A 25412-nucleotide genomic window follows, 5' to 3' on the forward strand; every position below is an offset into this window, starting at 1 on the left:
ACAAGAATCAGGACGCAAGTCCCAGTGCGCGTTTGACAGGCCCAAAGCTGCGCCGATGGTGTTCGGTCGCGCCGTGTTCAGCCAGTTTTTCCAGATGAAAAGCGGTTGGGTACCCTTTGTGTTGGGCAAAACCATATTGCGGGAAAACAATATCCAGCGCCGCCATTTCGGCGTCACGCGTCACTTTCGCCAGGATAGACGCGGCACTGATTTCCGGTACGCGGCTATCGCCTTTCACCACAGCCATCGCAGGCATCGGTAATTTCGGGCAGCGGTTACCATCAATCAACACATATTCCGGCGCAATATGCAGCCCAGCGACGGCACGCTGCATCGCCAGCATGGTCGCATGAAGAATGTTCAGCTCGTCGATTTCGTGGGGTTCCGCGCGGCCCAGACTCCAGCTCAACGCTTTCTCTTTGATCTCTTCACAGAGCGCCAGACGGCGTTTTTCGCTCAGCTTTTTGGAATCATTCAGCCCGGCAATCGGGCGCGCCGGGTCAAGGATCACCGCAGCGGTGACGACCGCGCCAACTAACGGCCCGCGTCCGACTTCATCCACACCCGCAACCAGCTGCGTGTGCGGATAAACAAATTCGATCATTGTGCTAACTCCAGAACGGCTTGTGCCGCCTGCTCATCGGCATTGCAGCGGATCTGCTGATGCAGTTCACGGAAGGTATCGTGCATCGCGTGGCTGATTTTCCCGTTCGCCAACAGCGGTAACAGCGCCGCAGCCAGTTTTTGCGGCTCACACTCTTCCTGCAATAACTCTTTGACTAACTCTCTGCCCGCCAGCAGATTTGGCAGCGAGACATAATCAGTTTTCACCAGCCGCTTCGCCAACCAGAAGGTAAAAGGCTTCATGCGATATCCCACCACCATCGGGCATTTCGCCAGCATACACTCCAGGGCTGCCGTACCCGACGCCAGTAGCGCCGCATCGCTGGCGACCATCGCCTCACGGCCCATCCCATCCAGCAAATGAACTGAAAAGTCTGGCGCGACTTCAGCTTTGATGCGTTCAAACTGCTCGCGGCGTTTGGCATTCACCAGTGGCACCACGATTTCGAGATCCGGATATGTCTGGCGCAAAAGCTGGGCCGTTTTCAGGAAATCGGCACTAAGCATTTCAACTTCTGCACCACGGCTCCCCGGTAGCAACGCCAGGCAGTGGGCATCGTGAGGGATCCCCAGCACATCACGGGCGGCATTTTTATCTGGATCTAATGGCATGGCATCAGCCATGGTATGACCGATAAAGCGGCACGGTACGTTGTATTTGTCATAAAACGCTTTTTCGAAAGGCAGAAATGCGAGCACCAGATCGGTGGCTCTGCCTATTTTGAAAACACGTTTCTGTCGCCACGCCCAGACTGACGGACTGACGTAATGAATGGTTTTGATACCCTGCTTTTTGAGGTTACCTTCAAGAGTAATATTGAAGTCAGGCGCATCAATACCAACAAAAACATCTGGCTTCAGTTCGCCAAAACGCTTTGTCAGATCGGCACGAATATGCAGTAAGCGACGCAGACGACCGAGCACTTCAACAATGCCCATCACCGCCAGTTCTTCCATTTCGTACCAGGCTTCGCAGCCTTCAGCCTGCATTCGTGGCCCGGCAACACCAACAAAGCGGGCGTTGGGCACACGTTCTTTCAGAGCGCGGATTAAACCGGCCCCCAGGATATCGCCGGAGGTTTCTCCGGCGACCAGGGCAATCGTTAATGGACGCTGTTCAGTCATTAACGAATCAGACCGCGCGTTGAGCGTGAAAAGAAATCGGTAAAGGCTTTCACTTCCGGATATGTTTCCGCCAGTTCAGCAATTTCCGGTTTCACTTCATCGAGCGTTTTACCGCTACGATAAATCAGCTTATACGCATTGCGGATAGCGGTAATCGCCTCACGGCTGAATCCGCGGCGCTTCAGCCCTTCGATATTGACACCGAACGGCGTTGCGTGGTTACCCTGCGCAATGACATAAGGAGGGACGTCCTGCGCCACACCGGAGCAGCCGCCAACCATCACGTGCGCACCAATGATGCAGAACTGATGGACTGCGGTCATGCCGCCGATGATCGCGAAGTCGTCAACCGATACGTGACCCGCCAGCGTTGCGTTGTTGGCGAGAATACAGCGGTTACCTACCGTACAATCGTGCGCAATGTGCGCGTTGATCATCAGTAAGTTGTCGCTGCCCACCTTCGTCAATCCACCGCCCTGGACTGTGCCACGATGAATGGTGACGCTTTCGCGAATGCGGTTACGATCGCCGATTTCCACACGGGTCGGTTCGCCAGCATATTTCAGATCCTGGTTAACTTCGCCGATGGAGGCGAACTGATAAATCTCATTATCGCGGCCAATTTTAGTATGACCATTCACGACAACGTGAGATTTCAGTACGGTACCCTCACCAATTCCGACATGGGGTCCAACGATACAAAAAGGACCAATGTGTGCGTTCGCGCCAATTGACGCGCCCTCTTCCACAATGGCGGTTGGATGCACAAAGGCGGATTTATCAATCACGTATCAGGCCTCCCGGCTACGAGCACACATCATCGTTGCTTCGCAAACTACTTTACCATCGACCAGAGCAACCCCTTTAAAACGGGTCAGGCCGCGGCGCGTTTTTTCGAAAGTGACTTCCATGATCATTTGATCGCCAGGCACGACCGGGCGCTTGAAGCGCGCTTCGTCAATACCAGCGAAGTAGTACAGCTCACCCGGTTCCAGTTTTCCTACGCTTTTAAACGCCAGAATACCTGTTGCCTGTGCCATTGCTTCCAGAATCAGCACACCCGGGAAAATCGGTTTTCCAGGGAAATGGCCCTGGAAGAATGGCTCATTGACAGAGACATTTTTTACTGCGCGCAGAAAACGACCTTCTTCAAAATCCAGCACGCGATCCACCAGTAAGAACGGGAAACGGTGCGGCAGAAGTTCTAAAATCTCTTCAATCTGCAGAGTATGAGTGTTAGTAGTCAAGATACTCTTCCTGTCAAAATATAAGAAACGACAATAATAACACGCCTGCCGCAATCGTAAGAATGAGACAGGCCGTAAAGTTTGGCGAACAAAAGATGGAACGTTAGTCTTGTTGATTAACCTTGCGCTCAAGCGATTTCAGACGCTTGCTCATGTCATCAATGTTCATCACCAGTGCAGCGGTTTTGCGCCAGACTTTGTTGGGTTGCAGCGGAATGCCTGAGGAATAGACGCCTGGTTCAGTGATGGGACGCATCACCATACCCATGCCCGTAACCGTCACTTTGTCGCATATTTCCATATGCCCGTTGATTACGCTGGCTCCGCCGATCATGCAGTAACGACCAATTTTCAGGCTGCCCGCCATAATGACGCCACCGGCAACCGCCGTATTGTCGCCAATCACGACGTTATGTGCAATCTGGCACTGGTTATCAATGATCACGCCATTGCCAATAACAGTGTCATCCAGCGCGCCGCGATCGATGGTAGTACAGGCACCGATCTCCACGCGATCGCCAATAATTACGCGACCAATCTGTGGGATCTTAACCCAGTTACCACGATCGTTGGCATAACCAAAGCCGTCTGCGCCTACCACTGTTCCGGACTGGATCAGGCAATTCTGACCGATCTGGATCTCATGGTAAATGGTTACGTTCGCCCAGAGACGCGAACCTGCACCGATTTTGCTGTTTTTACCTACGAAGCAACCGGCACCGATAATCACGTTATCGCCCAGTTCAACGCCGGATTCAATCACCGCGTTAGCGCCAATCGATACATTGTTCCCCAGCTTCGCCGTCGCGTCGATCACCGCACTGGGTGCAATGTTCTGCGCGGGCTGCGGCGTGGTATCTAAAATTTGCGCCATGCGCGCGTAAGTCAGGTAGGGATTCTTCACTACCAGCGCGGCACTTTTCGCGAAAGGAAGATCGTCCTGGGTCATGACAACCGCGGACGCCTGGCACAAGCCTAAATGCTCACGGTATTTTGGGTTAACCATGAACGTAATGTGACCTGTTTGTGCAGATTGCATGGACGCAACGCCGGTGATGACGATATCGCCATCACCGTGTAGTTCTGCATCCAACTGCTGCGCTAAATCAGCCAGTCGAATTGAAGGCATTACTTATTTAACCTGTTTCAGTACGTCGGCAGTGATGTCTTTTACATCGCTGCTGTTGTAAGCAACGGCGTTTGCATCAACAACCAGATCGATATCCTGGCTGTTGGCAACGGATTTCACAGCAGTCTGGATACGAGTAACCAGTTTGCCGCGTTCTTCGTTGGAACGACGTGCGCGATCCTGCTCAAAAGCCTGCGCTTTCTGAGCAAAAGTCTGGCGCTGAGCCATCACGTCTTTTTCCAGCTTAGTGCGATCGCTGCCCGCTTTCATGGACTGCAGCTTTTTCATTTTAGCCTGCAGATCGGTTTCCATACGCTGCAGTTCGCTGGCACGGCCTTTGAACTCATTTTCCAGCGTGTTAGAAACACCGGTTTTCTGCGCTACCTGCTGGAACAGGCTGCCCATATTGACGATTGCAATTTTGTCAGCCGCCTGAGCAGAAGTTGCCAGTGCTAAACCGAGACCTGCCGCTAATAACCACTTTTTCACAATAAACTCCTTACCATCCCATTTGCACCGGAGGGTGCAGTTCTTTGCGTGGCCCGGCGATCTTATATTGATCGCCTAAAGTCATCGCTACACTACCACTACATTCCTTTGTGGAGAACACTTACCAGGTTTTACCGATGTTAAACTGGAACTGTTCTGCCTTGTCTCCATCGTACTTTTTGAACGGCTGGGCGTAGGAGAACACCAACGGCCCCAATGGGGACATCCATTGTAATGCGATACCCGCAGACATACGGATATTGCTTGGATCACTATAGTCCGGATATCCAGAATATTGGCTGGAATCCCAGTTTGTATCCCAAACGGTACCCATATCCCAGAAGAAGGAAGTACGAACCGAGTTAGCATACTTATCGCTAATAAACGGCGTCGGGGTGATGAACTCGAGGCTGGCAACCGCCATGGCGTTACCGCCTACAGCATCATCCGATTTACACAGGTCTTTCGCGCCGTCCTGAGTCGCACATTCGTAATCATAGTCCGGATCATAATTACTGGCCTGATGCGGGAAGTAAACTGCTTTCGGACCAATGGTATTGGACTGGAAGCCACGGACGTGCTGGAACCACCGGCATAGAAGTTCTCGTAGAACGGCATCTCTTTGCCGCCTAAACCATCACCATAACCCCAGCGGGTACGCCCCAGAACAACCCATTTGTGATCGTCATCGATCGGCACATAAGTCGCCGTGTCTAACGTCACTTTGTAGTATTCGTTATCCGATCCAGGAATGGTCACTTTACCGGTCAGGTTGACACGTGAACCATCTGTCGGGAAGTAACCACGGTCAAGCTTGTTATAGGTCCAACCATAGTTGAACGTGAAGTCGTCCGTTTTGAAGCTGTTATCCTGATCAGAGGTGCTCGGATGTTCACCCATAGAGTACAGATAACGCCACATCGCAACCTGAGGCTGCATGTTGGACAGGGAGTTATGTACATAACCCAGACCTGCACGCAGCGAGTTATATTCGTTGATCGGGAAGCCCAACGTCACGTCTGTACCATAACTCTTGTTGGTATAGTCGGACAGGTCGGCGTCATCTGCCTGGAAGTCATTATAGAAGAGACGACCACCGAGGCTTACACCATCTACAGTGAAGTACGGGTTGGTTACCGACAATTCAGCATAGGTCTGGTAATCGTTTTTGGTCCCGTTGATACCAACAGCATAACCTGTACCTAACCAGTTATCCTGTTGCACGCCAGCCTGGAAGCTCACGCCACTTTCAGTACCGTAACCAATCCCGAAGTTGAAGCTACCGGTGTTACGTTCTTTCACCTTGTAGACTACATCTACTTGGTCCGGGCTACCCGGAACACGTTGGGTATCGGTATCGACAGTTTCAAAGAAGCCCAGACGATTCAGACGCTCCTTACCCTGATCGACCAGATCGCTTCCCAGCCATGCACCTTCCATCTGACGCATTTCGCGACGCAGGACGGCATCTTTCGAGGTATCGTTACCTTCAAAACGGATCTTACGCACGTAGAAACGGTTACCCGCATCAACGTTCACGCGTAATTTAACGGTTTTGTCGGCATCGTTAATTTCAGGCATCGACTGTACGCGCGGATAGGCATAACCATAGCGACCGAGAAGCTTTTTGATGTCATCTTCCATCTTGGTCACTTTGGTGCCGTTATACAGCTCGCCCGGCTCGATCTTAGTCAGCTGCTCAATTTCAGCGGAGTGCCCGGCAAGGTTGCCGCTCACTTCAACGCCAGAAAGCTTGTACTGATCGCCTTCGGTAATGTTCACCGTGACGTAAATACCTTTTTTATCTGGCGTCAGACTGACCTGGGTAGAGTCGATGTTGAAACGGGCATAACCGCGATCCAGATAGTAGCTGCGCAGGGTTTCAAGGTCGCCCGCCAGTTTCTGTTTCTGGTATTTACGATCGCCTACCACGTTCCACCACGGCACTTCGTCACGCAGTTGGAAATGAGAGATCAGTTCGTCGGTGGTGAAAGCATGGTTACCAACAATGTTAATTTGCTGGATTTCAGCTGACACACCTTCCTGGAACACCAGTTTTAGGTCAACACGGTTGCGCGGCAGCGGGGTCACGACAGCTTTTACGCTGGCGCTATATTTACCGACGCTGTAGTAGAAGTCTTCCAGACCTTTCTCGATATCGGCAATGGTGGTGCGATCGAGGGATTCGCCCACACGCACACCAGAAGCCTCGAGGTTTTGCTTCAGCATGTCATCTTTCACCGATTTGTTACCGGAGAAAGTAATGCTGGCAATGGTCGGACGTTCTTTTACCTGAACCAGAAGGGTATCACCATCACGAAGGACGCGAACATCCTCAAAGTTGCCGGTAGCAAACAGAGCGCGAATGGTATTACTGATATCTTCATCATTAACCGTGTCGCCTGTACGCACCGGCATACTGAGGAGGGCCGCACCAACGGCGACACGCTGAAGGCCTTCGAAATGAATATCTTTCACTACGAACCCTTCAGCACCGTATACGGTGGCGCTGCTAAACAGCAGCGACGCTATGAGCAACTTTTTCATCGCCATCGTTATTATGCGTTCTTCCTAACTAACTCTCATAACCGAGAGAAATCATTGAAAAGTGCAAGCCCCATTAACAGCACCAGCAGAATCGAGCCAATGCGATAACAAAAGTCTTGAACCCGCTCGGATACCGGTCCGCCCTTGATCTTTTCGATCGCAAGGAACAGCAGATGCGCCCCGTCAAGTACGGGCAACGGAAACAGGTTAATTATCCCTAAGTTCACGCTAATAAGCGCAAGAAACGGCAGGTAATAAACTACCCCGAGTTCCGCTGTCATCCCAGCCCCCTTGGCGATAGAGATCGGCCCACTGAGGTTGTTCAGTTTCACATCACCGGTGATCAATTTTCCCAGCATACTGACCGTCAGCTTCATCAGCTGCCACGTTTTGTCCGTGGCTTCGACGATGGCGTTGAACGGCCCATACTGGCGTACAACTTTATACTCATCTGGCAAAGGAATGACTTTCGGCTCAATACCGACAAAACCAATCGCTTTACCATTACCCGGTTTACTCTCCGGGATTAATGTCAAAGACAAGGGACTTCCCTGCCTTTCGATTTCTAACGCTAAGGATTTACCCGGGTTATCCCGGACAAGCATCACAAAGGTCACCCACTGCGTTAAGGGCTGACCATCGACTTTAACGATCCTGTCGCCTGCTTGCAAACCTGCCTTGCTTGCCGCCGAGTTTGGCTGCACATTTTCCAGTACAGGTTCAATTTGCAGCCCACGAGGACGAATCCCCAGCGAAGATACCGGATCTTCTTTATCAGGCTCAAACGCCCAGTGACGTAAATCGAGCTTTACATCCCGCCGTTGGTCGCTGCCAAATGGCGCTACTGTAATGGTGGTGCTTTCATCGCCAATTTTATCGACCAACTGCAAACGCACGGCATCCCAATCAGGCGTTTCGATACCATCTACGGCTTTTAGTTCCGTACCTGGTGCAATTTGTGCTTCCGCAGCTATCGAATTGGCTGCTATTTCACCAACCACCGGACGTACGCCAGGCACACCAATAATAAAAACCAGCCAGTAGGCAAAGATAGCAAAAATGAAGTTTGCAACCGGACCTGCGGCAATAATCGCCGCTCGTTGGCCAACAGATTTATTATTGAAGGCATGGTGGCGGAGTTCCGGAACGACCGGTTCTGCGCGCTCATCCAGCATTTTGACATAACCGCCCAGCGGGATCAGGGCGATAACATATTCGGTGCCGAGCTTATCAGTTCGCCGCCAGAGCGCCTTACCAAACCCTATTGAGAAACGCTCAACGCGAACACCACAACGCCGGGCAACCCAGAAATGACCAAATTCATGCACGGTGATAAGTACACCCAGTGCAACGATGAACGAAGCCAAATCCCAGAGAAAACTCAGCATATTACCTTCCGTTAAAGCGTCCTGAATACCAGTAACAACAAGCAAGCAAAGACCGGTACCGCAGCCGTCAGGCTATCAATACGATCTAAAATACCACCGTGTCCTGGAATTAAATGACCGCTGTCCTTAATTCCTGCTTCACGCTTAAACATACTCTCGGTCAGATCGCCGAGCACTGAGGCTAACGCTGCGACAATAGAGCAAATGAGTAAGGTGACGGGAGCGACGTCGAGATTCGCCCACATGCCATAACCCCATGAGATTACCGCTGCAGTAGCGAGTCCACCTATAAAGCCTTGCCAGGTTTTACCCGGAGAAACCTTCGGTGCCAGCTTATGTTTACCAAACAATTTGCCAAACATATATGCGCCGGAGTCAGCGCCCCATACCAGGATCATGACATAGAGCAGCCATATTGCGCCACTGTAATGATTCTCGTCATAGTGCCAGGCCCGTAACGCCAGCATGCCCCAGAAGAAGGGAACAATGGTTAGCACGCCAAAAATAAGGCGCAATGTTTTAGAGTTACGCCAGATTGCTGCGGAACCTGGGTAAAACAGCACCAGCAATAGCGCGACAATCCACCAACCCAGCGAAGCCCAAAGTGAGATTTCAACCAGCGGTTGATGAATATTTCGGTGATATTCCGGCAACAGAAAAAGCATCAGCGCCAACAATAACCCGCATAACACCGCCAACCATACTCGCTGCGAACGAGTGGTAAAACCGCTAAGCTGTCCCCATTCCCACGCTGCCAGCATGCAGACCACCAGCGTTACAATGGCGAACCCCACCGGCGGCAACAGAAACAACGCCGCGATGACGACGGGTATTAACACAAAAGCAGATATCAGGCGATACTTCAGCAAAAGCGCCCCCCATCAGGCTGTTTCATCACCGGGCTCGGTGCCGCCGAAACGACGCTCTCGATTAGCAAAGGCATTTAACGCCCCTTCAAAGTCTTGTTCATCGAAATCGGGCCAGAGAACATCTGTAAAGTAAAGTTCGGCATAGGCAATTTGCCAAAGCAAAAAGTTACTAATGCGATGCTCCCCCCCAGTCCTAATTACTAAATCTACAGGGGCCAGTTCATGCATACAGACATGCTGGTTTAGCATCTCTTCATCTATCTGATCTGGTTGCAGGTTTCCTTGCTGCACCTTTTCAGCCAGTTGCCTGACTCCCTGGACTATATCCCAACGTCCACCGTAGTTCGCCGCAATATTCAGCGTCAGACCGGTATTCCCGGCTGTTAGCGCTTCAGATTTACGAATACATTCTTGCAAACGCGAGTTAAAGCGACTGGTATCGCCAATAATACGCAGACGCACGTTATGTCGGTGCAGACTTTTTACTTCGCTATCGAGCGCCCACACAAACAGTTCCATTAACGCACTGACTTCCTGCGCTGGTCGGTTCCAGTTTTCACTACTAAAGGCATACAGCGTTAACGCCTCAATACCGTTGTTGGCCGCAAAAGAGACAGCCCGGCGGACGGATTTTGCCCCGGCTTTATGCCCAAAGGCACGAATCTTCCCTTGCTTTTTTGCCCAGCGACCATTGCCGTCCATAATGATCGCAACATGACGGCAGCCATGCGCTGGCAATTTTTCGCTAAGTGGTTGAGTAGCAGACAACATCACGCGTTTTTTATTCCCTGACAGGGTTTACGGTACTCAGGAATACTGAAGCCTATACAAAAAAAAGCCGTGCAAAACCACGGCATACCTGACCTTATAAAGCCAACTACTTACGATCAGATGGCGCAGACTATATCACTGAAGCCCTACGCTAACAAATAGCGAGACTCTCTGTAGCCGGATTATCCTCAGCTTGCGAGACGCATCACCTCTTTTCTGGCGACTTCACGCGCGTTCGCATCAACAGATAACACATCGTCCACACATTGTGGTTCGCGCATATCCATTTTTTCCAGTACCGATAAATTCAACGCAGCGATATCCGTAAAGCGGATTTGTTGCGCAAGAAAAGCAGCAACGGTGATTTCGTTTGCGGCATTCAATGCTGTCGTCGCTGCCTGACCTTGTTCGAACGCCTCCATCGCCAGTTTCAGGCATGGATAACGATCATAATCCGGTGCGGCAAATGTCAACGCACTTAGTTTGCAAAGATCGAGCGGCTTCACGCCAGAGTTCACGCGATTCGGCCATGCCATGGTGTGGGCAATTGGCGTACGCATATCCGGTTCCCCCAGCTGCGCCAGAACACTGCCGTCCTGATAGCGCACCATTGAGTGAATCACTGACTGCGGGTGAATCAGCACTTCCATCTGGCTGGCGCTGGCGTTAAACAGCCAACGCGCTTCAATGTATTCCAGACCTTTGTTCATCATGGTAGCCGAATCGACAGAAATTTTACGCCCCATCGACCAGTTCGGATGACGGCAGGCTTGATCCGGCGTCATTGTTGCCAAATCGCGCAATGGCGTCTCACGGAAAGGGCCACCAGACCCGGTAAGTAAAATGGACACCACGCCATTTTGCTCAAGGTCAGCGTATCCCAGATTATGCTGGATAGGTTGCGGTAAACTCTGAAAAATGGCGTTATGTTCGCTATCGACCGGTAACAATTGCGCTTTGCTCTGCTTTACGGCGTCCATAAACAGACGTCCGCAGGTAACCAGTGATTCTTTATTGGCCAGCAAAATGGTTTTACCCGCGCGGATCGCAGCAAGCGTAGGTAACAGCCCAGCAGCGCCAACAATGGCTGCCATCACCTGATCAACATCCTCAAGCGCTGCCATATCGCAAGCGGCTTGTTGCCCACTTAAGACTTCGGTGCGGCTACCCTGTTGCTGTAGCATCGTTTTAAGAAGTTTCGCACTCGCTTCATCGTCCATTACGGCATAGCGGGGAGAGAATTCCAGGCACTGTTCTACCATGCGAGTGACATTTTTGCCTGCCACCAGCGCAACTACGCGGAAGTGTTCGGGATTATGGCGCACCACGTCCAGCGTGCTGCAACCAATCGAGCCGGTCGAGCCCAGAATGGTGAGTTGCTTCATGAAACATCCAGAGTTGAGACAGAATAAAAAGCAAAACGCCGCCAGCCGATCCGCAAGGATCTACTGAGCGGCGTTTTTGTCGTTCAAGAAATCAGAACTGCATCAGTTCTGCTTCTTTGTCTGCCAGCGCCGCTTCAATTTTCTTGATTGCAGCATCAGTCAGTTTCTGTACATCGTCCTGAGAACGGCGATCGTCGTCTTCGCTGATCTCTTTATCTTTCAACAGTGCTTTCACTTTGTCGTTCGCGTCACGACGCACGTTACGTACTGCAACACGCGCTTGTTCTGCTTCACCACGAACGATTTTGGTCAGATCTTTACGACGTTCTTCCGTCAGCGGCGGCAGCGGAACACGGATGTCGCTACCCGCAGAGTTCGGGTTCAGGCCAAGATCGGACGCCATAATCGCTTTTTCAACGGCCGGAGACATTGAACGATCAAACACGTTGATTTTCAGAGTACGGGAATCTTCTACCGTTACGCTTGCCAGCTGACGCAGCGGCGTCGGCGTGCCGTAATATTCCACGACAATGCCATCCAGCAGGCTGGGAGAAGCACGACCCGTGCGTATTTTGCTGATTTGGGTTTTGAACGCTTCTACGCATTTGTCCATGCGTACTTCAGCATCTTTTCTGATATCGCTAATCACGTTACGAATCCTTGAAAACTTGTCTCAGTCAGACCAGACAGTCACACACAGTGGAAGTGTGCTAAGTATAGCCCTGATTAAACATATTACGGGTAATCGTCTGGATTATTAGGCTATTTTATTTGCCATTTTGGCCCCGAGCAGTGCTCGCCATCCTCACGTACTTTTGTACGCTCCGGTTGCTGCGCGCTGGCCGTGACCAAACTGCCTGCAACAATAACGCCTTATAACCAGACTTACGCCCCCGCGATACTTACGCGGAATCTTACCCTTATTTATCCATCACGGGAATTATTCCGTGATTAAAGTCCCTTCTTTTTCACCCATTACCACACGGCGCAGCGCACCCGGTTTGTTCATATTGAAAACACGAATCGGTAATTTATGGTCACGAGCCAGCGTGAAGGCCGCCAGGTCCATGACTTTCAGCTCTTTTTCCAGCACTTCGCTGTAAGTCAGTTGCTCGTACATGGTTGCGGTTGGATCTTTCGCCGGATCAGCGGTAAACACGCCGTCAACTTTGGTTGCTTTCAGCACCACATCGGCTTCAATTTCGATACCACGCAGGCAAGCTGCTGAGTCGGTGGTAAAGAACGGGTTACCTGTACCGGCGGAGAGGATCACCACACGGTTGTTGCGCAACAGGCTGATAGCTTCTGCCCAGCTGTAGCTGTCGCACACGCCATTCAATGGAATAGCGGACATCAGACGAGCGTTCACATAGGCGCGGTGCAGTGCATCACGCATTGCCAGGCCGTTCATTACGGTCGCCAGCATCCCCATGTGGTCGCCCACAACACGGTTCATACCCGCTTTCGCCAGACCAGCGCCACGGAACAGGTTACCCCCACCAATCACCACACCAACCTGAATACCCAGTTCAACCAGTTCTTTGATTTCCTGAGCCATACGATCCAGTATGCTTGCATCAATACCGAAGCCTTCAGTGCCCTGCAGAGCTTCGCCACTCAACTTAAGCAGAATGCGTTTATAGACGGGTTTTGCATTGGTAGCCATGTTTCTTTCCTGAGACTGTCAACGATTGAAATGAATTAATACTAGCGACATTGTACGTCGCTTTTCAGCGCAGCCCCACAAGGGTTAGCTGAATTTACAAGATGGGCACAAAAAGAAGCCGCCCTCAGGCGGCTCCTTTTTGATAATTAAGACTGCTTGGACATCGCAGCAACTTCTGCTGCAAAGTCAGTCTCAACTTTCTCGATGCCTTCACCCACTTCGAAGCGGATGAAGCCAGTCACTTCAGCGTTATGCTCTTTCAGCAGCTGACCAACAGTTTTGCTTGGTTCCATAACGAACGGCTGACCGGTCAGAGAAACTTCGCCGGTGAATTTCTTCATGCGGCCTTCAACCATTTTCTCTGCGATTTCTTTCGGCTTACCAGACTGCATCGCGATATCCAGCTGTACCTGGTATTCTTTTTCTACCACTTCAGCGGATACGTCTTCTGGTTTGATGAATTCTGGCTTGCTTGCAGCAACGTGCATAGCGATGTGTTTAACCAGCTCTTCGTCAGCGCCTTTAGCAGCAACCAGAACGCCGATACGCGCACCGTGCTGATAAGAACCCAGAACGTCGCCTTCCAGCGCAGCAACGCGGCGAATGTTGATGTTTTCACCAATTTTCGCTACCAGCGCAACACGTTCTTCTTCGAACTGTGCTTTCAGAACTTCAACGTCAGTGATTTTGCCAGCAACAGCTGCGTCCAGAACTTTGTCTGCGAACGCCTGGAAACCAGCGTCTTTTGCAACGAAGTCAGTCTGGCAGTTAACTTCCAGAATGATGCCGTAGTTGCCGTCGATTTTGGTTTTGATCACGCCGTCAGCAGCAACGTTGCCTGCTTTTTTCGCTGCTTTAATAGCACCGGACTTACGCATGTTTTCGATTGCCAGCTCGATGTCGCCGTTAGCTTCAGTCAGTGCTTTTTTGCAATCCATCATGCCTGCGCCAGTACGCTCACGCAGCTCTTTTACCAGGGATGCGGTAATTTCAGCCATTCTAAAATCCTCGGAGATGTGATCTGCCCGGCATTAAACCGCACAGATATAAAAGTGAAAAAGGGGGCCATATGCAGGCCCCCTAACCAAACGTGTACTACCTGGTCTATAAGGGCTCTCCCCCTTCATATTTCGCGCCGCAGATGCGTTATCTTCGCTCGCTCATCCCGGTCACTTACTGATGTAAGCTCCCGGGAATTCTCGAGCTTGCCGCCTTTCTGCAACTCGAACTATTTTGGGGGAGTTATCAAGCCTTATTACTCAGCTTCTACGAAGCTTTCTTCCGCCTGGGAAGCCAGATCCTGAGAACGGCCTTCACGTACGGTTGCAGCAACAGCGCCCAGGTACAGGGTCACAGCACGGATTGCGTCGTCGTTACCCGGGATAACGAAGTCAACACCGTCCGGATCAGAGTTGGTATCAACGATAGCAAATACCGGAATACCCAGGTTGTTTGCTTCTTTGATAGCAATGTGTTCGTGGTCAGCATCGATTACAAACAGAGCGTCCGGCAGACCGCCCATGTCTTTGATACCGCCCAGGCTGTTTTCCAGTTTCTCCAGCTCACGAGTGCGCATCAGCGCTTCTTTCTTGGTCAGCTTTTCGAAAGTACCGTCCTGAGACTGAGTTTCCAGGTCTTTCAGACGTTTGATGGACTGACGAACGGTTTTCCAGTTAGTCAGCATACCGCCCAGCCAGCGATGGTTCACGAAGAACTGGTCGCAGCTCAGAGCAGCGTCTTTCACCGCTTCGCTTGCAGCGCGTTTAGTACCAACGAAAAGGATTTTACCTTTGCGAGAAGCAATCTTGTTCAGTTCAGCCAGAGCTTCGTTGAACATCGGTACAGTTTTCTCAAGGTTGATGATGTGAACTTTGTTACGCGCACCGAAGATGAACGGCTTCATTTTCGGGTTCCAGTAACGGGTCTGGTGACCGAAGTGAACACCAGCCTTGAGCATATCGCGCATGGAAACAGTTGCCATGATTAAAACCTCTATATAAAAGTTGGGGTTATGCCTCCACGTATCCCATATTACCGACCCCAAAGGGCACCCCGGAATATGTGCCGATACGTGTGTGTTGTTACACAAAGTGAGATTGTCGCTTCCGTCCAGTCTGTGTATACGAAATGGATCGGAAGTCCGGCGCGCTTTATACCACAAATACGTCATGGACACCAATAATTGTTGGCGCTGTGTACAGCATCAGACGTTGAATTTTCTATTATAGAAAACGTTCAGTGGCACGTTTGGCGAAATTCAGAATGATTCTCAATTTGCCCGGGTGTGATACCATTGACGGCACTTACATATATATTGTCGGTATCACCGACGCTGATGGACAGAATTAATGGCTATCTCAATCAAGACCCCAGAAGATATCGAAAAAATGCGCGTCGCTGGCCGACTGGCTGCCGAAGTGCTGGAGATGATCGAACCGTATGTTAAACCGGGCGTCAGCACCGGCGAGCTGGATCGCATCTGTAATGATTACATTGTTAATGAACAACACGCGGTTTCTGCCTGCCTCGGCTATCACGGCTATCCGAAATCCGTTTGCATCTCTATTAATGAAGTGGTGTGCCACGGTATCCCGGACGATGCGAAGCTGCTGAAAGATGGCGATATCGTTAACATTGATGTCACCGTAATCAAAGATGGTTTCCACGGCGATACCTCGAAAATGTTTATCGTCGGTAAGCCGACCATCATGGGCGAACGTCTGTGCCGCATCACGCAAGAAAGCCTGTACCTGGCGCTGCGCATGGTCAAACCAGGCATTAACCTGCGCGAAATCGGTGCGGCGATTCAGAAGTTTGTCGAAGCAGAAGGCTTCTCCGTCGTTCGTGAATATTGCGGACACGGTATTGGTCGCGGCTTCCATGAAGAACCGCAGGTGCTGCACTATGACTCCCGTGAAACCAACGTCGTACTGAAACCTGGGATGACGTTCACCATCGAGCCAATGGTCAACGCGGGTAAAAAAGAGATCCGCACCATGAAAGATGGCTGGACGGTAAAAACCAAAGATCGCAGCTTGTCTGCACAATATGAGCATACTATTGTGGTGACTGATAACGGCTGCGAAATTCTGACGCTACGCAAGGATGACACCATCCCGGCGATAATCTCGCACGACGAATAAGATGAAGCCGGCGAATGCCGGCTTTTTTAATGCGATAATTTAATCTTATGAGTGGCGCACAATGAATACCCTTCCAGAACAGTACGCAAACACCGCTCTCCCCACCCTGCCCGGTCAACCGCAAAATCCATGCGTCTGGCCCCGTGATGAATTAACCGTCGGTGGGATAAAAGCCCATATCGATACTTTCCAGCGTTGGCTGGTGATGCCTTTGACAATGGGATCTCTGCAGAACAGTTGATTGAGGCGCGCACCGAGTTTATCGACCAGCTCCTGCAACGATTATGGATTGAAGCGGGATTCAGCCAGATTGCCGACCTGGCATTGGTCGCCGTCGGTGGCTACGGTCGTGGCGAGCTGCATCCACTTTCTGACATCGATTTACTGATTTTAAGCCGTAAAAAGCTCCCGGACGATCAGGCGCAAAAAGTGGGCGAGCTGTTAACGCTGCTCTGGGATGTAAAGCTGGAAGTCGGTCATAGTGTGCGCACGCTTGAAGAGTGCATGCTGGAAGGGTTATCGGATTTAACCGTCGCCACCAATTTAATCGAATCCCGCTTATTAATTGGCGATGTTGCGCTCTTCCTCGAACTGCAAAAACATATTTTTAGCGAAGGATTCTGGCCTTCCGACAAGTTCTACGCGGCGAAAGTTGAAGAACAGAACCAGCGCCATCAGCGTTACCACGGCACCAGCTACAATCTTGAACCAGACATCAAAAGTAGCCCTGGCGGCTTGCGCGATATCCACACTCTGCAATGGGTGGCCCGCCGTCATTTTGGCGCAACATCGCTGGATGAAATGGTTGGGTTTGGCTTCTTAACCTCAGCGGAGCGGGCGGAATTAAACGAATGTCTGCATATACTGTGGCGTATTCGCTTTGCCCTGCATCTGGTCGTCAGCCGTTACGATAATCGCCTGTTATTCGATCGCCAACTTAGCGTCGCTCAGCGTCTGAATTACAGTGGTGAAGGCAACGAACCGGTCGAGCGGATGATGAAGGATTACTTCCGCGTTACACGCCGCGTCAGTGAACTCAACCAGATGCTGCTGCAACTGTTCGATGAAGCCATCCTCGCCCTTCCTGCCGACGAAAAACCACGTCCAATCGACGATGAGTTTCAGCTACGCGGTACGCTAATCGACCTGCGTGATGAAACACTATTTATGCGCCAGCCGGAAGCCATCTTGCGTATGTTCTACACCATGGTGCGCAACAGTGCGATCACCGGCATTTACTCCACCACGCTGCGCCAGTTACGCCATGCCCGTCGCCATCTGCAACAACCGCTGTGTAATATTCCGGAAGCACGAAAACTGTTTTTGAGCATTCTGCGTCACCCCGGAGCGGTGCGGCGCGGGCTATTGCCAATGCATCGCCATAGCGTGCTCGGCGCGTATATGCCGCAATGGTCGCATATCGTCGGGCAGATGCAGTTTGATCTGTTCCACGCCTACACGGTGGATGAACATACTATCCGCGTGATGCTGAAACTGGAGAGTTTTGCCAGTGAAGAAACGCGCCAGCGCCATCCGTTGTGTGTGGACGTCTGGCCGCGCCTGCCGTCAACTGAGCTGATTTTCATCGCCGCGCTGTTTCACGATATCGCCAAAGGACGCGGCGGCGACCACTCCATTCTCGGTGTTCAGGATGTAGTGCATTTTGCAGAACTCCACGGGCTGAACTCACGCGAAACACAGCTGGTTGCCTGGCTGGTTCGCCAGCACTTGCTGATGTCGGTGACAGCACAACGCCGCGATATTCAGGACCCTGAAGTCATCAAGCAGTTTGCCGAAGAAGTTCAAACGGAAAATCGTCTGCACTATCTGGTATGCCTGACAGTGGCTGACATTTGCGCCACCAACGAAACGCTGTGGAATAGCTGGAAGCAAAGTCTGTTGCGCGAACTCTATTTTGCCACCGAAAAGCAGCTACGACGCGGAATGCAAAACACGCCGGATATGCGCGAACGGGTTCGCCATCACCAACTCCAGGCACTGGCACTACTGCGCATGGATAACATCGACGAAGAGGCGCTGCACCAAATTTGGTCACGCTGTCGTGCTAACTATTTTGTCCGCCATAGCCCAAATCAACTGGCCTGGCATGCCCGCCATTTATTACAGCATGATTTAAGCAAACCACTGGTATTGCTTAGCCCGCAGGCTACGCGTGGAGGCACCGAGATTTTTATCTGGAGCCCGGACCGCCCCTATCTGTTTGCCGCCGTCTGTGCCGAATTAGACCGCCGCAATTTAAGTGTTCACGACGCACAAATTTTCACCACTCGCGACGGTATGGCGATGGATACCTTTATCGTGCTGGAACCCGATGGCAGCCCGCTGTCCGCAGATCGTCATGAGGTTATTCGGTTTGGTCTGGAGCAAGTACTGACGCAAAGTAGCTGGCAGCCACCGCAGCCCCGTCGCCAACCCGCCAAATTACGCCATTTTACTGTTGAAACCGAAGTAACGTTTTTGCCGACCCATACCGACCGCAAATCGTTCCTTGAGCTTATCGCGCTCGACCAGCCAGGACTGCTGGCGAGAGTCGGGAAAATTTTTGCCGATCTGGGAATTTCGCTTCATGGTGCCCGAATTACAACCATTGGCGAGCGAGTAGAAGATTTATTCATAATTGCCACCGCTGACCGGCGTGCGCTTAATAACGAGTTGCAGCAGGAAGTGCATCAGCGGTTGACAGAGGCCCTCAATCCAAACGATAAAGGGTGATGTGTTTACTGATATGAAAAGAGTTTAACAATGCAGCAGTTACAGAACATTATTGAAACCGCTTTTGAACGCCGTGCCGAGATCACGCCAGCCAACGCAGACACCGTTACCCGCGAAGCGGTAAATCAGGTGATCGCCCTGCTGGATTCCGGTGCACTGCGTGTAGCGGAAAAAATTGACGGTCAGTGGGTGACGCATCAGTGGTTGAAAAAAGCGGTGCTGCTCTCTTTCCGTATTAATGATAATCAGGTGATCGAAGGGGCAGAAAGCCGCTACTTCGACAAAGTGCCGATGAAATTCGCCGACTACGACGAAGCACGTTTCCAGAAAGAAGGCTTCCGCGTTGTGCCACCAGCGGCGGTACGTCAGGGTGCGTTTATTGCCCGTAACACCGTGCTGATGCCGTCTTACGTCAACATCGGCGCATATGTTGATGAAGGCACCATGGTTGATACCTGGGCGACCGTCGGTTCTTGTGCGCAGATTGGTAAAAACGTCCACCTTTCCGGTGGCGTGGGCATCGGCGGCGTGCTGGAACCGCTGCAGGCTAACCCAACCATCATTGAAGATAACTGCTTCATTGGCGCACGCTCTGAAGTAGTTGAAGGGGTGATTGTCGAAGAAGGTTCCGTCATTTCCATGGGCGTATACATTGGTCAGAGCACCCGTATTTACGACCGTGAAACCGGCGAAATCCACTACGGTCGCGTTCCGGCGGGGTCTGTGGTTGTTTCAGGTAATCTGCCGTCAAAAGATGGCAAATACAGCCTCTACTGTGCGGTTATCGTTAAGAAAGTTGACGCGAAAACTCGCGGCAAAGTCGGCATTAACGAACTGCTGCGTACCATCGACTAAAAGTATGCACACGGGCAGCACGACGCTGCCCGATTTTTTTTGCAGGGATGAGCGATGATTTCACGCCGCCGATTGTTGCAGGCTACTGCCGCGACGATAGCCACGAGCTCAGGTTTCGGTTATATGCATTACTGGGAGCCAGGCTGGTTTGAATTAATCCGTCACCGCCTCGCCTTTTTTAAAGACAACGCAGCACCATTCAAAATTCTTTTTCTGGCCGATCTCCATTACTCTCGTTTTGTTCCTTTAAGCCTGATTTCTGACGCGATTGCTCTTGGCATAGAACAAAAGCCCGATTTGATATTACTGGGCGGCGATTACGTATTATTTGATATGCCGCTGAATTTTTCGGCGTTTAGTGATGTCCTCTCCCCCCTTGCCGAATGTGCGCCGACGTTTGCCTGCTTCGGCAACCACGATCGCCCTGTTGGTACAGAAAAAAATCACTTAATTGGCGAGACGTTGAAATCAGTGGGCATCACGGTGTTGTTTAACCAGGCTACGGTGATCGCCACGCCGAACAGGCAATTCGAACTGGTAGGCACCGGTGACTTATGGGCCGGACAATGCAAACCACCTCCCGCCAGCGAAGCAAATCTGCCAAGACTGATGCTGGCACATAATCCCGACAGCAAAGAAGTCATGCGTGATGAACCCTGGGATCTGATGCTGTGCGGCCATACTCACGGCGGGCAACTGCGCGTACCGTTGGTTGGTGAACCTTTTGCCCCTGTCGAAGATAAACGTTACGTCGCCGGATTAAATGCCTTTGGCGAACGACACATCTACACAACCCGTGGCGTGGGCAGTTTGTATGGTTTGCGTCTGAACTGCCGCCCGGAAGTAACGATGCTGGAACTGGTGTAGAACGTGAATTTTATCACCACAATAAAGCAGGTAATTTTTTGATTTTTACGCCATGATAGAAGTCTGGAAGAAAAAGGCTTTCTGCGATCACAGTCGAGCCGGGCGGGCCAGGCCAAATGCTAAAATAAGCACAATTTACTGACTCATTTTGAGGTAACGCTATGTACGACAATCTGAAAAGTCTGGGTATTACCAATCCTGAAGAAATTAATCGTTACAGCCTCCGGCAGGAAGCCAACAACGATATTCTGAAAATCTATTTCCAGAAAGACAAAGGCGAGTTTTTCGCCAAGAGCGTTAAGTTTAAATATCCGCGTCAGCGTAAAACGGTCGTCGCTGATGGTGTGGGTCAGGGTTATAAAGAAGTCCAGGAAATCAGCCCGAATCTACGGTATATCATTGATGAGCTTGATCAAATCTGCCAGCGTGACCGCAGCGAAGTTGATCTTAAGCGTAAGATCCTCGACGACTTACGTCACCTGGAGTCAGTCGTAACCAATAAGATCAGCGAGATTGAAGCCGATCTGGAAAAACTAACGCGTAAATAATCCCGAATTGACGGTTAATTCGGGCATTCCCCTCTCCCCTTCGGGCTGAGGGGAATGAGACAGCGCCGCCTCAACCTTAACGCATAACCTACCGCTCTTCATCCAGTTGTAACGCCACATACAGCAGCAACCTGTCATCAAAATTGCCCAAATCAAGCCCGGTCAGTTCCGATATACAATTAAGCCGATACTCCAGGGTATTACGATGAATAAACAACGCCTTTGACGTTGCCAGCGGTTGCACATTGTGACGAAACCACGCCGCCAGCGTTCGTCGCAGCAAGCCGTTATTGTCCATCGCTTTCAGCCGCGCCAGCGGTCGCGCCAGTTCGTTGGCCTGCCAGTCGCCACGCAAACTGTCGAGTAACACAGGTAACATCAGATCCTGATAAAAATAGCAGCGACTTTCTGGCATCCGCTGTTTACCCACCACCATCGTCGTTTTCGCCGTACGATAGGATCGGGCAATACTGCCAGGACCGGTAAAATAGTTGCCCAGTGAAACGCGAAAACGCAGCTGGCCGTACTCTTTCATGCGGGTAATCAGTTGTTCAACTCGCTTACGATGATCTTCTGCATCCCAGCGCCCAAAAGAGTTCAACGCCGGTTTCAACACCACCATTTCGGTTAGCGAGACAATCGCCACCAGATTATTACGCTCGGGCGTAGTCAGCGCGTTTTGCAGTTGTTGTAACTCCGCCATTGCGCTGTCCACACCAAGCTGACCGCTGTCGACCTCAACAATAGCCACCACTCGCGGTTGATTGAGATCGATCCCCAGCCGTTGCGCCCATTCAGTAAGTGCGGGAGTATTCTCCTCTGCCTGAATCAGGTTCATCACCAGTTCCTCCCGCAAACGGCTATCCTGCGCCAACAAGTGCATCAACCGCGACTGTTCCAGCATCATTTCAGCCGTCATGCAGACCAGTTCGCCATATTTACGCAGATTCTCTGGTTCACCTGTCAGGCCAATTACGCCGACAATTTCACCTTCCAGCCGTAACGGTAGATTAATCCCTTGCCGCACACCGTGCAGATGACGTGCCACCGCGTCATCGATATCGACGACTCGTCCCTGTGAAAGTACCAGCAATGCACCTTCGTGCAATTCACCAATACGCTCACGATCGCCGCTGCCGATAATTCGCCCACGGGCATCCATTACGTTGATATTGGTATCGATGATGCGCATGGTACGTGCCACAATATCCTGCGCCATTTTGGTATCAAGATGCCAGCCAGCCATAAGTCCTCCGTTATGCACGGCTTAGCATAAGGAAGTACGTAACGTACGGCATTGTGCAAATGCCTAAAGGATGATGAAGATGTATGGAGTTGTGGTGAAGTTCACAGATTGTAAGGAGAACCCCTTCCCGTTTTCAGGAAGGGGTTGAGTGAGATTACTGCATTAACAGGTAGATGGTGCTGTCGCCGCGCTGAATGTTCAGTGCCAGCACAGACGGTTTGCTGTCGAGAACTTTACGCAGTTCAGCGATGTTTTTCACTGCCTGCTGGTTCGCGCCAATAATCACATCACCTTTCTTCAGGCCGATCTGCGCAGCCGGAGTGCCCGTTTTCACGTTGTTCACTACCACGCCCTGATCTTTGCCTTTGTTGCTCATCTCAGCGCCTTCAATGCCGTTGAAGATGGAGCTGGAATCAACCTGATTCTGGCTGCTCTGCTGCAGTTCTAGGTTCACGTTAACCTGCTTACCGTCGCGCAGTAAGCCCAGGGTCAGTTTGCTGCCCACCGGCATAGTACCCACCTGAGCACGCAGTGCGGCAAAGCTGCTGATCGGCTTACCGTTCAGTGAGGTGATCACATCACCCGCTTTAATGCCCGCTTTTGCAGCGGAGGAATTAGGCAGAACCTGGCTTACGAAAGCACCGCGCTGGGCGTCAACTTTCATCGCTTTCGCCAGTTCGGAGTTCAGCTCAGTCCCCATAATACCCAGCTCACCGCGTTTCACCTGGCCGTATTCCACCATCTGCGAGGTCAGGTTTTTCACCATGTTGCTCGGGATTGCAAAACCGATACCGATGTTGCCGCCGTCCGGTGCGAGGATCGCGGTGTTGATACCGATCAGTTCGCCGTTCAGGTTAACCAGCGCACCACCGGAGTTACCACGGTTGATCGCTGCATCGGTCTGGATGAAGTTTTCGTAGTTTTCAGCATTCAGGCCGCTACGCCCCAGCGCAGAGACAATCCCGGAAGTTACCGTCTCGCCCAGACCAAACGGGTTACCAATCGCTACGGTGTAATCACCCACGCGCAGTGCATCAGAATCCGCCATCTTAATTGCGGTCAGGTTTTTCGGGTTCTGGATTTGGATCAGCGCGATATCAGAGCGCGGATCTTTGCCGACCATCTTCGCGTCGAACTTACGGCCATCGCTCAGCTGGACTTTAATCACCGTCGCGTTATCAACAACGTGGTTGTTGGTGACGACATAGCCTTTATCGGCATCAATGATGACGCCGGAACCCAGCGCCATGAATTTCTGTTGCTGGCCGCCACCATTACCGCCCTGGCCACCCTGGCAGAACGGAGAGCTCTGGAACGGAGAACCTTCCTGGCAGAACGGAGAATCATCACCGAAGAACTGCTGGAAATTACGCGGCATACGCGGCGTATTAACGGTTGTGCTACCTTCTACGTTAATGCTGACCACTGAAGGCATCACCTTTTCGAGCATCGGTGCAAGGCTTGGCATCTGCTGGGCTGTCGTTGCTGAAGAAGTCTCAGCCGCCGTTGCAGAGAGCGGAGATAACGCCAAACCTAAACTCAGAGCCAGTGCACTCAGTGCTAATGTGGTTTTTTTCATGTATTTCAGTCTCGATTAACAGATAACGCAAAATTGCTGTGTTCTTCAGATTCGTTTTATAGCGCGAAGTTCCGAACTAAAGTTTCTGCAAAAGGTAAAAATTTATTGTTCGTCTTTACAAAAGCCTGGTTATTGTTCTACGGCCATCAGACGTCGGTATTCATCCCACGCATAGAGGTCGGTCATACCGCTGATATAATCCTGCAGCAGGCGGCAACGGTAATAATATTCCCATAGCGGAAACTCAGGAGAATCTGACGGTAATTTACTGACAGCCTCGACATAGGCCAGCCGATGGCGCGTCGAGAGTTTGTGGAATAAGCGCGATTCAATAGGGAAACGTTTCACCCGTTCTTTTTCTACCAGTTCAGTAAAGTCGGATAACGACAGGCTTAATAAAGGACGATAAATCTCTAATAATCCGCTAATGACCCGATAGCCCTGCAATTCAAGCTGCTCGACATCTGGATGGCTAAGCACATGTTTTACAGCGACATTTTTATATAGCTTAAGAAGATCGCTGCATTCGCTGGCATCTTCCAATAATGCATGATTAAACGTTCCGGCGAAAATCGCAGGCAGATTATCAATAAATCGTTGTGCCGCATAGGGTACCAGTTTATTTAGGGTGTTTACCCGTAAATACATAAAAAACTGATCTTCCGTACTGCGGCTTAAACTATTTGAGCGTGATTTTTCCCAGGCATTTTCAACCACCAGCGAAAAGAGCGAACCTTTCTCATGCTGGCCCCACGCTTCGTGCAAATGATGATAAAGCTGCTCAACGGTACATATTCTTTTCTCTACCGCATCTTCAAGGTCTGCCACACAATAGGAGATGTCGTCGGCGGTAATGACTCCAACTTACTGATAGTGTTTTATGTTCAGATAATGCCCGATGACCTTGTCATGCAGCTCCACCGATTTTGAGAACGACAGTGACTTCCGTCCCAGCCTTGCCAGATGTTGTCTCAGATTCAGATTATGTCGCTCAATGCGCTGAGTGTAACGCTTGCTGATAACGTGCAGCTTTCCCTTCAGGCGTGATTCATACTGCGGCCAGCCATCCGTCATCCATACCACGACCTCAAAGGCCGACAGCAGGCTCAGAAGACGCTCCAGTGTGGCCAGAGTGCGTTCACCGAAGACGTGCGCCACAACCGTCCTCCGTATCCTGTCATACGCGTAAAACAGCCAGCGC

20 protein-coding genes and 4 pseudogenes are annotated in these 25412 nt (G+C 51.2%); 5 read left to right on the forward strand and 19 right to left on the reverse strand.

The genetic code is table 11. From position 1 onward, the window contains the following. Positions 1–7: 7 nt before the first annotated feature. The 15 genes and pseudogenes from rnhB to rpsB form a co-directional block, all read right to left on the reverse strand. Positions 8–604: a ribonuclease HII gene (gene rnhB, locus BGK49_RS01875; protein WP_000569419.1), complete on the reverse strand. Its 597-nt coding sequence runs from the start codon at positions 602–604 to the stop codon at positions 8–10. After that, positions 601–1749, reverse strand: a complete 1149-nt coding sequence (gene lpxB / locus BGK49_RS01880; protein ID WP_000139665.1) for a lipid-A-disaccharide synthase — start codon at positions 1747–1749, stop codon at positions 601–603. Before lpxB ends, rnhB begins: the two co-directional genes overlap by 4 nt. Further along, positions 1749–2537 carry an acyl-ACP--UDP-N-acetylglucosamine O-acyltransferase gene (gene lpxA / locus BGK49_RS01885; protein ID WP_000565978.1) on the reverse strand — a complete coding sequence of 263 codons (789 nt, stop codon included), beginning with the start codon at positions 2535–2537 and terminating at the stop codon, positions 1749–1751. Before lpxA ends, lpxB begins: the two co-directional genes overlap by 1 nt. A 3-nt stretch (positions 2538–2540) precedes the next feature. Further along, positions 2541–2996, reverse strand: coding sequence for a 3-hydroxyacyl-ACP dehydratase FabZ (gene fabZ, locus BGK49_RS01890; RefSeq protein ID WP_000210739.1), 456 nt, complete (start codon positions 2994–2996; stop codon positions 2541–2543). A 103-nt stretch (positions 2997–3099) separates the two neighbouring features. Next, positions 3100–4125 (reverse strand): UDP-3-O-(3-hydroxymyristoyl)glucosamine N-acyltransferase, encoded by a 1026-nt coding sequence (gene lpxD, locus BGK49_RS01895; protein WP_001139282.1) that lies wholly within the window; start codon positions 4123–4125, stop codon positions 3100–3102. Positions 4126–4128: 3 nt separating this feature from the next. After that, positions 4129–4614, reverse strand: coding sequence for a molecular chaperone Skp (gene skp / locus BGK49_RS01900; RefSeq protein ID WP_000758956.1), 486 nt, complete (start codon positions 4612–4614; stop codon positions 4129–4131). Positions 4615–4735: 121 nt separating this feature from the next. Continuing rightward, positions 4736–7167 (reverse strand): annotated as a pseudogene (bamA, locus tag BGK49_RS01905) (outer membrane protein assembly factor BamA). Positions 7168–7196: 29 nt separating this feature from the next. After that, positions 7197–8549: a sigma E protease regulator RseP gene (gene rseP / locus BGK49_RS01910; protein ID WP_005031252.1), complete on the reverse strand. Its 1353-nt coding sequence runs from the start codon at positions 8547–8549 to the stop codon at positions 7197–7199. Positions 8550–8560: 11 nt separating this feature from the next. Beyond that, positions 8561–9418, reverse strand: coding sequence for a phosphatidate cytidylyltransferase (cdsA, locus tag BGK49_RS01915; RefSeq protein ID WP_000922446.1), 858 nt, complete (start codon positions 9416–9418; stop codon positions 8561–8563). A gap of 12 nt (positions 9419–9430) precedes the next feature. Continuing rightward, positions 9431–10189 (reverse strand): (2E,6E)-farnesyl-diphosphate-specific ditrans,polycis-undecaprenyl-diphosphate synthase, encoded by a 759-nt coding sequence (gene ispU / locus BGK49_RS01920; protein ID WP_005039433.1) that lies wholly within the window; start codon positions 10187–10189, stop codon positions 9431–9433. A gap of 188 nt (positions 10190–10377) precedes the next feature. Further along, positions 10378–11574: a 1-deoxy-D-xylulose-5-phosphate reductoisomerase gene (gene ispC / locus BGK49_RS01925; protein ID WP_000811929.1), complete on the reverse strand. Its 1197-nt coding sequence runs from the start codon at positions 11572–11574 to the stop codon at positions 10378–10380. Positions 11575–11665: 91 nt separating this feature from the next. Continuing rightward, positions 11666–12223 carry a ribosome recycling factor gene (gene frr / locus BGK49_RS01930; protein WP_000622418.1) on the reverse strand — a complete coding sequence of 186 codons (558 nt, stop codon included), beginning with the start codon at positions 12221–12223 and terminating at the stop codon, positions 11666–11668. 291 nt (positions 12224–12514) lie between these two features. Further along, complete coding sequence (gene pyrH / locus BGK49_RS01935; RefSeq protein WP_000224573.1) at positions 12515–13240, reverse strand: UMP kinase; 726 nt, start codon at positions 13238–13240, stop codon at positions 12515–12517. A gap of 146 nt (positions 13241–13386) precedes the next feature. Next, a complete protein-coding gene (tsf, locus tag BGK49_RS01940) occupies positions 13387–14238 on the reverse strand; it encodes a translation elongation factor Ts (RefSeq protein WP_000818114.1) in 852 nt (283 codons plus the stop codon). Between the two features lie 257 nt (positions 14239–14495). Then, a complete protein-coding gene (gene rpsB, locus BGK49_RS01945; RefSeq protein ID WP_000246884.1) occupies positions 14496–15221 on the reverse strand; it encodes a 30S ribosomal protein S2 in 726 nt (241 codons plus the stop codon). Positions 15222–15588: 367 nt separating this feature from the next. Here rpsB and map point away from each other — a divergent pair, with 367 nt between their 5' ends. The 5 genes and pseudogenes from map to BGK49_RS01970 all read left to right on the forward strand — a co-directional run bounded on the left by map (position 15589) and on the right by BGK49_RS01970 (position 21386). Next, positions 15589–16383 (forward strand): type I methionyl aminopeptidase, encoded by a 795-nt coding sequence (gene map / locus BGK49_RS01950; protein WP_001018194.1) that lies wholly within the window; start codon positions 15589–15591, stop codon positions 16381–16383. Positions 16384–16444: 61 nt separating this feature from the next. Continuing rightward, a pseudogene (gene glnD, locus BGK49_RS01955) lies at positions 16445–19116 on the forward strand (bifunctional uridylyltransferase/uridylyl-removing protein GlnD). 30 nt (positions 19117–19146) lie between these two features. After that, positions 19147–19971: a 2,3,4,5-tetrahydropyridine-2,6-dicarboxylate N-succinyltransferase gene (gene dapD, locus BGK49_RS01960; RefSeq protein WP_001186650.1), complete on the forward strand. Its 825-nt coding sequence runs from the start codon at positions 19147–19149 to the stop codon at positions 19969–19971. 54 nt (positions 19972–20025) lie between these two features. Beyond that, positions 20026–20838 carry a phosphodiesterase YaeI gene (gene yaeI, locus BGK49_RS01965; protein WP_000625639.1) on the forward strand — a complete coding sequence of 271 codons (813 nt, stop codon included), beginning with the start codon at positions 20026–20028 and terminating at the stop codon, positions 20836–20838. A gap of 161 nt (positions 20839–20999) precedes the next feature. Continuing rightward, positions 21000–21386, forward strand: coding sequence for a DUF3461 family protein (locus tag BGK49_RS01970; protein WP_000272197.1), 387 nt, complete (start codon positions 21000–21002; stop codon positions 21384–21386). Between the two features lie 88 nt (positions 21387–21474). Here the strand turns inward: BGK49_RS01970 and cdaR are convergent, their stop codons facing one another. The 4 genes and pseudogenes from cdaR to BGK49_RS01990 all read right to left on the reverse strand — a co-directional run. Then, positions 21475–22632: a DNA-binding transcriptional regulator CdaR gene (gene cdaR, locus BGK49_RS01975; RefSeq protein WP_000929437.1), complete on the reverse strand. Its 1158-nt coding sequence runs from the start codon at positions 22630–22632 to the stop codon at positions 21475–21477. A gap of 154 nt (positions 22633–22786) precedes the next feature. Then, on the reverse strand, positions 22787–24211 hold the full coding sequence (degP, locus tag BGK49_RS01980) for a serine endoprotease DegP (RefSeq protein ID WP_000753946.1): 1425 nt from the start codon (positions 24209–24211) through the stop codon (positions 22787–22789). 129 nt (positions 24212–24340) lie between these two features. Beyond that, positions 24341–25060, reverse strand: a pseudogene (dgt, locus tag BGK49_RS01985) (dGTP triphosphohydrolase); the annotation flags it as partial. Positions 25061–25075: 15 nt separating this feature from the next. Continuing rightward, positions 25076–25412, reverse strand: a pseudogene (locus BGK49_RS01990) (IS1-like element IS1X2 family transposase); the annotation flags it as partial.

This window comes from Shigella sp. FC1544 (assembly GCF_001722145.1).
GTDB classification, from domain to species: domain Bacteria; phylum Pseudomonadota; class Gammaproteobacteria; order Enterobacterales; family Enterobacteriaceae; genus Escherichia; species Escherichia coli.